Annotated in this window: 10 protein-coding genes; 4 read left to right on the top strand and 6 right to left on the bottom strand. The window is 37.5% G+C overall.

What is annotated here, in order from left to right; translation table 11 throughout:
• The 5 genes from MT391_RS08490 to cobT all read right to left on the bottom strand — a co-directional run.
• Nucleotides 1–45: prepilin-type N-terminal cleavage/methylation domain-containing protein (locus MT391_RS08490; protein ID WP_499497672.1), on the bottom strand; the 45-nt coding region annotated here is incomplete at its 3' end.
• Nucleotides 46–587: 542 nt separating this feature from the next.
• Nucleotides 588–2,033, bottom strand: coding sequence for a sodium:proton antiporter NhaD (gene nhaD, locus MT391_RS08495; protein ID WP_499497570.1), 1,446 nt, complete (start codon nt 2,031–2,033; stop codon nt 588–590).
• A gap of 232 nt (nt 2,034–2,265) precedes the next feature.
• Nucleotides 2,266–3,141 (bottom strand): histidine phosphatase family protein, encoded by an 876-nt coding sequence (locus tag MT391_RS08500; protein ID WP_499497571.1) that lies wholly within the window; start codon nt 3,139–3,141, stop codon nt 2,266–2,268.
• A gap of 145 nt (nt 3,142–3,286) precedes the next feature.
• The gene (gene cobS, locus MT391_RS08505) at nt 3,287–4,060 is read right to left on the bottom strand and encodes an adenosylcobinamide-GDP ribazoletransferase (RefSeq protein ID WP_499497572.1); all 774 of its coding nucleotides are present in this window, start codon (nt 4,058–4,060) and stop codon (nt 3,287–3,289) included.
• A gap of 119 nt (nt 4,061–4,179) precedes the next feature.
• Nucleotides 4,180–5,232, bottom strand: a complete 1,053-nt coding sequence (gene cobT, locus MT391_RS08510) for a nicotinate-nucleotide--dimethylbenzimidazole phosphoribosyltransferase (protein ID WP_499497574.1) — start codon at nt 5,230–5,232, stop codon at nt 4,180–4,182.
• 417 nt (nt 5,233–5,649) lie between these two features.
• Between cobT and srmB the strand changes: the two genes are divergently transcribed.
• Nucleotides 5,650–7,017, top strand: a complete 1,368-nt coding sequence (gene srmB, locus MT391_RS08515; protein WP_499440607.1) for an ATP-dependent RNA helicase SrmB — start codon at nt 5,650–5,652, stop codon at nt 7,015–7,017.
• A gap of 209 nt (nt 7,018–7,226) precedes the next feature.
• Nucleotides 7,227–8,777, top strand: coding sequence for a COG3650 family protein (locus tag MT391_RS08520; RefSeq protein ID WP_499497576.1), 1,551 nt, complete (start codon nt 7,227–7,229; stop codon nt 8,775–8,777).
• Nucleotides 8,778–8,836: 59 nt separating this feature from the next.
• Here MT391_RS08520 and dacB read toward each other — a convergent pair whose 3' ends face one another.
• The gene (gene dacB / locus MT391_RS08525; RefSeq protein ID WP_499497578.1) at nt 8,837–10,291 is read right to left on the bottom strand and encodes a D-alanyl-D-alanine carboxypeptidase/D-alanyl-D-alanine endopeptidase; all 1,455 of its coding nucleotides are present in this window, start codon (nt 10,289–10,291) and stop codon (nt 8,837–8,839) included.
• Nucleotides 10,292–10,462: 171 nt separating this feature from the next.
• On the opposite strand from dacB, the gene pyrB reads away from it, so the two are divergent.
• Nucleotides 10,463–11,398 carry an aspartate carbamoyltransferase gene (pyrB, locus tag MT391_RS08530; protein WP_499497579.1) on the top strand — a complete coding sequence of 312 codons (936 nt, stop codon included), beginning with the start codon at nt 10,463–10,465 and terminating at the stop codon, nt 11,396–11,398.
• A gap of 9 nt (nt 11,399–11,407) precedes the next feature.
• Nucleotides 11,408–11,863: an aspartate carbamoyltransferase regulatory subunit gene (gene pyrI, locus MT391_RS08535; protein ID WP_205963075.1), complete on the top strand. Its 456-nt coding sequence runs from the start codon at nt 11,408–11,410 to the stop codon at nt 11,861–11,863.
• Nucleotides 11,864–11,902 lie beyond the last annotated feature (39 nt).

Consider the following 11,902-nt stretch of genomic DNA (forward strand, 5'->3'; position numbering starts at 1 on the left):
GATTAATAGTTCGATTAATGTAAAACCTTGTTGTACTTTTTTCATTTTTATATCCTTAAATTTGTTAAATCATTGTTTGTTTTTAGTAGGGGTAAACAATCATTTTATGAACATACATTTTCTAACCATTCAGTTTTACATTAGCACCAGCATCTGCGTTGACAAGAATGATAGCAATATAAGTTGAGTGAGACAGGCTGTTATCAGCCGTCTTATTTTATTACCTCGTTTAGAGTAGTTCTTTTATAATAAAAGAAAAGAAATAAACTCAACTTTTTTTAAAAAACCTTTCAAAGCGCATGAAATGGCAAGGAAATTATAAAAACACAAATAAAAATAGATTTTATATTGACCTTTAATTTCATTATTCTTTCATTTTTCAAAAACTAACTTTTAACTTAACTTTGCAGTTAATAGTAGACCCAAATTAATTTTGCACTTAACGATTAACAGTTACTTTTTAGTAAAAGTAACTGGGATTTCGCATTAGGTCACACTATTGAAAGCTATTGTAAGTTAAACAACTCATAAAAATATACATTTATAGGTATTAATTTAAGCTCTCCTTGACCTAGATTAAATATGGCTTAATTAAAATAAACGGCATTAAACCAAAGATGCGTGTAAATACTGGCGATGTAACCTAATGCAATCACGGGTGCCCACTTTAGATGCACACCAAAGGTATAAATTCCTCGTGCTTGTCCCATTAATGCAACCCCTGCAGCACTTCCAATGGATAACATGCTGCCGCCAACACCTGCTGTTAATGTCACCAATAACCATTGCCCGGTATTCATATCAGGCTCCATACTTAATACCGCAAACATCACAGGAATATTATCTACAATCGCTGACAACACACCCACGGTAATATTGGCATAAGTGGCATCCCAGTTGCTGTACATAGCTTCGGAGATCATGCCCAAATAACCAATAAAGCCCAAACCTCCCACACATAATACAACCCCGTAGAAGAATAATAGCGTGTCCCATTCTGCTTTAGCCACTTTATGAAATATATCAAAGGGAGCACCGTCTCCTAGACCACGTAAACGTTCATGCTCTTTTTTATCCACGGTGTGTTCAAGCGCAAATTCATAATGGTTCTTTTGTGTTTTACGTAAAAAGAAAGCAAAAAACTGTAGAACCCCTAACCCAGTCATCATGCCTAATACCGGTGGCATGCCTAGGAATGAATGCCCGGCTACCGCAAAGAAAATAGTCACTAAAAACAAACCAACGATACGTCTAGCACCGCGCTTCATATGCACAATTTCGCCATCACCCTGTGCCACTTCTTTGGAGATGAAGAAACTCATGATCACGGCGGGGATCAAGAAATTAACTGCGGAAGGAACAAATAACGCAAAGAAAGTGGTGAATTCAACCATGCCTTTTTGCCAAACCATTAGCGTTGTAATATCACCAAACGGGCTAAATGCGCCACCAGCATTAGCGGCTACAACAATGTTAATACAAGCTAATGCGATAAATTTTGTATTTTTACCACCCACTTTCATGACAATCGCACACATTAATAATGCGGTGGTTAAGTTGTCTGCAATAGGTGAGATGAAAAAAGCGAGGATCCCCGTTAACCAAAAAATCAAACGCAACGTGAAACCTTTATTAACCATCCAAGCACGTAGGGAATCAAATAACTTACGCTCTTCCATGGCGTTAATATAAGTCATCGCTACTAATAGGAAGAAAAACAACTCTGCGTATTCTAATAAATTATGACGAAATGCTGCTTCAGCATCATGACTCATGCCGTTTTGAGAGTAATAAAACCCAATCATGCCCCAGATAATACCCGCGGCAACTAACACTGGTTTAGACTTCCGAAGGTGGATCACATCTTCCAACATGACTAAGCAGTAAGCGATAGCAAAAAATAAAACAGCTGCATAACCAATACCATGTGAAGTGAGATCAATATGCTCGCCAGTACTCGCTAATAGGGAGGAAGAAAATAGGACAGTACAAAGCGTCAGCATGACACTTAAGACCTTAGGCTGCTTTAACATTACGTTTTCCTTAAAGTAATTAATAAATTGAAGCGATAAATTTTGGCGCGATTCTAACATATGCCCCACTCAGCCAACCTATAGTTAGCAAAGCTTTAACACAAAAGTTTGAAGGCTGAAGCAAGATGACATAAAAAGTCTCTGCATTTAAGTGTTCATAAGTACCAATAAGCACTCATAATCATTAATTTTTTGTTTGCTCAATAACACTTCGAAGAAGCGAACAAGGTATTTAAAGCAGACGGTTAATACCAGTACAACGTGATAATGCAGTTTGGTTGGGGAAAAGATTAAGACTAGAGACACTCATTTTATCTATTTGTAGTGTTAATGAATGCTGTAAAGGAATTTGCAAAAAATCAGATAAAATAGAGCGAATAACGCCAGCATGACAAATAATGATCACCTGTTGTGATTGAGTTTGCTCTGCGAGTTTTTGCTGTAATGCATGCCATGCTTTTATGACACGTAGGTCAAAACCACGCGCACTTTCACCTCCTGGAAAAGTAAAATTCAGTAAATCATTATTCCACTCTTCTATGTTTTTTTGGCCAATGGATTGCCAGCTTTGCCCTTCCCATTGTCCAAAGTTGATCTCTTTAAAATCTTGATTTATTTGTACTGAACTTTTAGATACTGAGTCTTTGGGTGCAGAATCTTTTGAAGCTGAACCTTTTGAAGTTAGGTCTTTTGGTCCAGAATAATTGTTATCAAAATAAGTTTGTAACCCTTGAGCTAATTGAGCACAACGTTTTAATGGACTAGTTATAATTATTGGTAGGTCTAGCTTTTGTTCCTTATGATGTTGGTGTTGGAGTTGTTGCTGATGTTCCGAAAACAAACAATGGGTTTGAAAATAATCAATTAGCTTTTGTACATCTTTATTAAATGAAGACGTGACTGCGCAATCTAGCTGCCCGTAACAAACACCAGACGGGACATCAACATCACCATGACGCACAAGAAAGATACGATGATTGAGTGTTGCAGCAATTGAAGCTGGCACGGCATTAGAACTCGATGTTGAAATAGGAGTAGAAGTTGGCAATAGATTTGAGGTCATGGCTTTAGGCGTTAGTGATTGCTTACTGTCTTTTTTTATTTCCATGCTCGCTTAACCTCTATTTTTTATTCTTTATTCTTTATTCTTTATTCTTTATGAGCAGTTATTTTTGTGGCCTATTTTGATCATCTTACATTCAGGCGTAGCTTATTTAGGTAATGTAAAAACAGCTTACTTAGAAACAAACAACTTAAACATAAGCCACCAGCATTAATAAAATAAGTAGTTCATTTAATTGCAGCACAAACCCTAGACAATCTCCCGTATAACCTTGTATCTTTTGTTGAAAATAGCTGCGACATAAGATGGTGCTAATAACCACCACGGTAAAAACTAATAATAAACAAAAAAACGGCATCCATAATATTGAAACAGCTCCCATCAATAAGGCCGCAAGTAAGTATTGTTGAGGTAGACGTTGTGACGATTGCGTTGATTTACTAGTCGATTCTTCGCGCGCATAGTCTGTACTTTGCATTAAACACAGTACGCTGCATCGACTTAATACCGCGGCACTTATAAAGCTCAAAGCAAAAAAACTAGCGCCATGATTAATAAGCTGGCTTAACACATGGATCTTCAATGCCAATAACAGGATTAAACCTATAACGCCGTAGGTACCAATTTGGCTATCTTTCATAATTGCTAGGCGTTGTTGTTTGTTATAACCGCCACCAAAACCATCGCAGCTATCGGCAAAACCATCTTCATGGAAACCGCCAGTTAATAACACGCCCGTTAACAACATTAAAATAATGCTGATACTGGGGTCAAAAACTAATTGGCTCAGGGCATACACAAGCAAGCAAATAAGTGCATAAATCAACCCTATAATGGGTAAGTACACATTACCTAGATGAAAAGGATAAGCAGTAAAATCCAATTTTTTAGGGATAGGTAAACGAGAAAAAAACGATAGCGCATAACAAAATAAAACCCATTGTTTTTTAAAAAATTGCCTCATACTTTTCTCATCTGCATATTCGGATGCTTCTCTTTATACCAGGTAAATTGATGCCCTGTATATTAGGTTAATTGTTGTTATTCTATTAACTGTGGTTGTCCTGTTTTTAATAACTGCGATTACTCACTATCACTGACACCAGCATCGGCAAAAGAGGCCATCTCATTTAAAAAAGTTAACGCGGATACTAATAACGGGTAAGCAACCGCCACACCGGAACCTTCGCCTAAACGCATTCCTAAATGTAATAAAGGCGTCGCGCCCATTTCAGTTAATAATAGTTGATGTGCTTGTTCTTCTGATTGATGACAAAATTGCGTATATTGCAAAAAGTCATCGTGCATTTCACTAGCAACTAAGGCTGCACTAGAGGCAATAAACCCATCAACAAGCACTAACATAGAAAGCTCTGCTGCTTTTAACATCGCCCCCACCATCATCGCGATTTCAAAACCACCAACGCTTTGTAATACGGTTAATGGATCGGCATCATTTAATTGATATTTAGCAACAGCATGGTCAATGACCTTTGCTTTTATCGCGATGGTTTGTTGATCAATCCCAGTGCCCTTTCCTGCACATTGCTGCCCAGTAAGATTAAGAATAGCGGCCATAATAGCGGCCGCTGAGGTAGTATTAGCAATCCCCATTTCACCAAATCCAATAACATTACAACCTTGCTTATGTTGTAGCTTAACAAGTTCGGCGCCTTGATTGATTGCTTGCAAACATTGCTCTTTGGTCATAGCCGCTTGTTGTGAGAAATCTTTGGTACCTAACGCTATCGACGCATCAACAAAATGCGGAGATGTTATATGTGAAAAGTCAGCTTTAACTCCTGCATTCACAATCTTCAATTCAATATCATGTTGTGCAGAAAAACAGTTGATTGCCGCGCCGCCCTGTAAAAAGTTTAATACCATTTGTTCCGTCACTACCTGCGGAAATAAACTCACGCCTTGATCAGCAATACCATGGTCGGCGGCAAAAATAATGATACTCGGTTTGGTAAAAACGGGTGTTAAACTTTGTTGTAATAAAGCGACTTTAAATGCGATCGATTCTAATAAACCTAAACTGCCTTGAGGTTTGGTTTTAAAATCAATTTTTTCTTGCAGTGTATTAACAAATTCAGAGGTGACTTTATCTAGCGGAGCAATAATATTAAACACTGACAATCCTTACCGTAATATAAAAGAAAACAAACAATTCAAATGGCGCATATAGCTAGACTTATGCCTAAACCTATAACAGCGCTTATAAAAAGTTAAAGTTTACACTGTTTTTATCTCAGTCTCGCTAAGTTTGATCAGAATAACAAACTGCTATTTATAATATTAGCTTTAAATTGCACCGACCATGATCAACCAACTATGTTAATGAAACAGAAAAAGGCAACATCAGCTTAAGAAAGTGACTCATACCTTGAATTCAAGATCCATTACAGTGACATTTTATTCAATTAGTATCACTTCCCTGCTTACATAACACTTGAATTAAACTAATAAGTTAATTAATAGACAATTTCCCCCCTAAACATGATCTTTGCTTTATAATGCGCTTTTTGTTTTATTGTATTGGAAGTATTCATGTCATTTGCATCACTCGAGCTTGATCAGCATTTATTAAACGCCGTTGCTAAGATGGGCCACACACGCCCTACTAGTATCCAAAAGTTGGTTATTCCACCAGCTATGGATGAACGAGATATCATGGCGAGTGCACCTACAGGTACGGGTAAAACCTTAGCCTTTTTATTACCTGCGATACAACGCTTAATTGACTACCCACGTCGTAAAGGTGGCTCAGCACGTATTCTTGTTTTAACACCAACACGTGAGTTAGCAGTACAGATCAGTGAAGTTGCAGAGCAATTAATCGCTGGTACACAACTGGTTGCAGGCAATATTATCGGTGGTATTTCATATCAAGATCAAGAAGATATCATTATGGGTTCAGTGGATATTGTCATTGCCACGCCGGGACGCTTAATGGAATACATCGATGCTGAAGCATTTGATTGTCGTGAAGTTGAATGTTTGATCCTTGATGAAGCAGACAGAATGTTAGACATGGGGTTCATTGCAGAAATGGATCGTATTGCTGGTGAAGCACGCTGGCGTAAAATGACCGCTTTATTTTCAGCAACACTTGAAGGTAAAGGTTTACGTGAATTCGCCCGTGATGTATTAAATAACCCAGTGCAATTAAATGCAGAAGTGACACGTAGAGAAAGTGGCAAGATTTTACAATATATCCACCTTGCTGATAATCCTGAGCACAAACTACAAATATTAGCGGCACTATTACAACAAGAGCCAGAGCACGAACAAATTCACAAGATGATTGTTTTTGTAAAAACACGTGACCGCCTTGCGCAATTAGTCGCTCAACTGGCTGAATTAAATATTCCTTGTAACTATTTACGCGGTGAAATGGATCAAGAAAAGCGTAACCTTTCATTGCGTCAATTTAAAGAAGGTACAACCAATATACTGATTGCAACGGACGTTGCGGCTCGTGGTATTGATGTGCCTGATATTACTCATGTGATCAACTACGATATGCCACGTAGTGCCGACATTTACGTTCACCGTATTGGGCGTACAGCTCGAGGTGGTAAAAAAGGTACCGCGGTGTCAATTATCGAAGCACATGATATTGATATTTTGGCAAAAGTTGAGCGTTATACGGACCAAATCTTAAAACGCCGAGTGATCAAAGGTTTACGCCCACAAAATAAAGAAGCTAAAGCGAGTGTACGTAAGACTAAAAAACCAATCACTAAAAAAGGCAAAGCTCGCGAAGAAGAAGTGAAACGCCAGCAAAAAGAAAGACGCCAAAAGAAAAAACTAGAAATGGGTAAACAACGTCATCGCACTATCAAAGGTAAGGGTAAACCAAGCTGGGCTGGAAAAGGTAAAAAAGAAGACGACACCTCTACCTCTAATGAATAAATTGCTAAGTTAGCCAGTTAAGAATTAGTAGTTTGCCTTAAGGGCTATTTTAACTGTGACTCTTATCTTCACTAACGACCTCAATTGATTTTTTAGCACTCGGTAATTAACTTTTCTATAAAATGCGAAGTTAATTAAAGAGTGCTGATAACATCCTGTTATAGTATGCATTATTTATTTTTATCAGCAGATGCTGCCAGAGGTCAATTATGCGTTTTTTCCAGTCTTTATTTTTTACCGCTCCTTTTGCGCTCATTTTATCTGCATGTACTATTACTCAGCCGCAAACACAAAATAAAACCCAAACAAGCACACCACAACTTACAGAAGAAGTCGTTCATAAAGCATTTTCAAGCATATTAGAGAATAGTTTTAGGGGACAACTGACTACAGAGAATAATAAATTTTATTTTCAAGCCTGCGAAGATGATCAGCAATACACTATTGTTACAGATACTGAATTAGCGACCATCTATAAAAAAATAAGTAACAATACACAACAACCTGTTTATATTGAATTTGCAGGTGAAATTAACTTTACGACGAATAAACGTGCTAAAAATCCCGTAGCATTGCGTGTTGATAGAATACACCATATGGCTTTAGCACAATCTTCATTACAATGCGCTAAACCACTTAATACCTTTCGTTTTAAAGCAAAAGGAGAAGATCCCTACTGGCGTATTAATATGCACGACAACCAATTATTTTTTGCGACAAAAGCCAGCAATCAATCTTACCTATTAGGCAATGCTAACTTCGAAGCAACACAAATTAACCACCTAAAAAGCAGCAATGCTGAAGGCCAACAGTTAGCTTTAAATATTCAACCAGGGCATTGTTATATGTCTGACGATAAAGAATATTGGGGGTATATCACTGAAGCAGAAACTATTTATGGACACTTTAGCGGCTGTGGCCAACCAGGTTGGTTAGAAACTTCTACTACCTTTGCAGGTTACTACTTAAAAGCAGCAACCAATCAATCCCCAGCAATTAATTTAACCTTAAATGAAAATCATAGTGCTGAATACGTACAAGGTAATAAACCTTACCAAATTATAAAAACAGGTTATTGGAAAAGTAATACACCAGACAACGTTGTCGTCATGCTCGCGCAGCAAGGTGATCAACCGATACAAGAAGAAATCATATTCAAACAAAGTGGTTTAAGTATTTCAAGCAATGCGATTAATATAAGTAATATACAAACTTCATTTGCAACTCCTTTAACCTTTAAAAAAATGAATTTACAGGCTGGTTTATCTGAAGATGAAACTGTACAAATTACGCGTCAGTTTACCGCTCAAAACATTGCGCCGAAAATGCAAATAGATACGGAAGTACAAGCAGCATTACGTCAATATTTTAAAATTCATAGAACCGACCCTAAACAGACTAAATTTAGTTCAGTTAGGTTCGATTTAAATGGAGATGGGCAAGATGAAGCTATCGCCTTTTTAGATTGGTGCTCTAGCACTGGCTGTGAAATGATAGTGTTTGAAGCAAAGGACGATAACCTTGTTTTTTCAAGCCGTATATCCAGAGTGTACGCACCGATCACGGTTGCTAAAAGCCAGCATTTTTCATGGCAAAGCTTAGCCTCGAAAAAAGATCAACAGTGGTCACAGTTAGATTTTGACGGTTTAAGCTATCCATTGAAAACACATAAAATAGCAAGTTCAGAACAGTTACCAGAACCCACTGGGGTGGTTTTATTCAGCCAAGGCAAACCCAATAAGTGGTTCCCAATTAAATAGCTTGAATGGGTTACTCAATGCAGATGATTGAGTAACCCACAGTAAAAAAACTTTACACATTAATCTAAAATGCGCTCAAAAAAGGCTTTTTCAAATAAATACACTGACGCTTTTTGATGGCGAGGAATATTAGCGTCCACGGAGCTATTTTCTGGATTATATCCGTTAAGCATTAACACAAATAACCTATCCCCTGCTTCACTTTTCACAAGTCCGACTAAATTAGCAACGCCCTTTAAGGAGCCTGTTTTAGCAATCACCTTACCTTTAAGTGCAGCTGTATTAACGCCACGGTGATACTTTAAAGTGCCGTCAATACCTGCAATAGCAAAACTATTGATTAATCCTAATTGCTTATCCTGTGCATAAACAAATTTCATCACAGACATGAATAATTCGGCGCTCATTAAGTTGTGTCGAGATAAACCAGAGCCATCTGCTATATAAGCATTTTCAAGGTCAATACCATGTTCTTTAAGGATCGCTTTCATCGCCTGAGAGCCATTACGAAAGTTACCAGGTTGCTGAAAATAATGAGCACCAATAGTTTTAAATAAGCTATCAGCAATTAAGTTATCGGACTCTTTCATCATTTGTTGCAATAACACATCTAATAAAGGTGATTGATAAAGCGCTAACGTCGATGCAGGATCTTGTTTCAGCGCCGGAGTTATCGCCTGTGAATCAATTTTTACTGTTCCCGTTAACGAGATCCCTACTTGTTGCAGTTCACTTGTAATGATCCGCTGTGCATAAGTATTAGGATCAGTAACCGCAAAGGCTAAAGGAAAAGCACGTTTTCTAGGTACCATACAGCCCCAAAGATGATAATTATTATTGCTGTTGCGAGTTACTTCTAGCGCGCAAAATTGCTCTGCACGTTGTGCTTTAGACACAACAGACACATCACTACTAATCTCCACTGGCTCATAACTTGGAATAAACAGGGTTGCTTTGGTGGCATCTGCACTGGCTAAACTTAAATTACCTAACACACAGTTTCTATTAACAATGATGGCATTAGCTGGTGCCGTATAACATACACCTAAGTCGTTCCATGCTTGACCATCACTCCACTGATAACCATTAAATTGACTGTTATTGAGTAAGAAGTTTCCCTTAATACGATTGATCCCTTGTGCTTTAAGAGCGCGTAATAATTTACGGATATGCTGCCGCGTTAAAGTTGGGTCACCACTAAAATATAAGCTAATATCACCTTGATATTGGCCTTTCTTAATCGCTTTTTTATCGCCTTTAATAACCGTTTGATAACGATAGTTTTCACCCAGATACAACTTAGCGGTAGTCGCCGTCAAAAGTTTTTGTACACTAGCCGGTGTTCTTAATGACTCTTCTTGAAAAGAAGCGACCTTAATTTTTGTTTTTGCATCGATGACTAAATACGAAACCTGAGTACCTTTTGGTAATAATGCCTGTAAATCCTGCCATTCTTGGGCGATAACACTTGTACAAAAAATATTACTTATTATTAATAAACAAACTTTTAACATCTCAAACCACTCAACCAGAAAATCAATTTTGAGGATAACCTTTATCAGCAACCCATGCGATCAAAATTTAGTAGGATTAATAACAACAAAAGCAATTGATAGTGATATAATTTTTGCCATTATCTGCTTCACTTATCCGAATAACATGGCCGACAACATGAGTGTGAAAAAATGAATAATCCGTTATATCAAAAAAATATTATCTCCATTGCTGATTTATCACGTTCAGACCTAGAACTAATCCTTCAAACTGCCCACTCCTTAAAACAAACTCCACAACCTGAACTGTTAAAAAACAAAGTGATCGCAAGTTGCTTTTTTGAAGCCTCAACGCGAACCCGTTTATCCTTTGAAACAGCAGTACAACGTTTAGGTGGCAGCGTCATTGGATTTGATAGTGGTGGTAATACGTCATTGGCACAAAAAGGTGAAACACTGGCCGATTCGGTAAAAATTATTGCGTCCTATGCGGATGCTTTTTTTATGCGTCATCCACAGGAAGGAGCTGCGCGTTTAGCTTCTGAGTTTACTGAAATCCCAGTAATTAATGGCGGTGATGGATCTAACCAACATCCCACGCAGACTCTCTTAGATTTATTCACCATTTATGAAACACAGGCAACCTTAGATAATCTAAATATTGCCTTTGTTGGCGACCTTAAATATGGGCGAACCGTGCATTCTTTAGCGCAAGCTTTATCCTTATTTAATTGTAACTTCTACTTTATTTCGCCCGAAGCGTTAGCTATGCCTGATTATATTATCGAAGAGCTGAATGAACGTAATATCAATTTTTCTCTGCACAGCAGCATTGAAGAAGTGGTCGATGATCTTGATGTTTTATATATGACCAGGGTGCAAAAAGAACGCTTTGATGAAACAGAATACCAGCATATGAAGTCAGCTTTTTTATTAAATGCCAGCATGCTAGGTAATGTTAGAGACAACCTGAAAGTCCTACACCCCTTGCCACGCATTGATGAAATCAATATAGATGTCGATGAGACGCCCTATGCGTATTATTTTCAGCAAGCACAAAATGGGGTGTATGCACGCCAAGCATTACTTGCTTTATTATTAAGCAATCATTTTCAAGCAAACGCTTAAGGTTTTATGATGCAAAAGAAATTACAAGTAGAAGCAATTGAACACGGTTCGGTGATTGACCATATTCCAGCACAGCAAGGTGTAAAAATATTAAAGTTTTTTAAATTTACACAGACCAATGAAAAAATAACCATCGGTTTAAACCTTGCAACACATAATGGTCAGGGTAAAGATTTAATTAAAATCGAAAATACATTCTTTAATGATCAACAAGCGAATCAATTAGCTTTATTTGCACCTAATGCAACCATTAATCAAATTAAAGATTTTAAAGTGGTTAATAAATTTCAGGTGCAATTACCAAGCTCATTTATTGGTGTACTTGCCTGCCCTAATAGCAATTGTATTAGCCATAATGAACCGGTTCAAACACGCTTTTATGTTAAACAAAAAAGCACCTTAAAACTAAAGTGTCACTACTGTGAGAAGTCCTTTGAACGTAGTACTTTTGACGAATTAGACTAACTTAAAAGATTGCTCTAATTTTCGACAAATATCAGAGAA

Source organism: Vibrio sp. 1-Bac 57 (assembly GCF_037546855.1).
Taxonomy (GTDB): Bacteria; Pseudomonadota; Gammaproteobacteria; order Enterobacterales; family Psychromonadaceae; genus Psychromonas.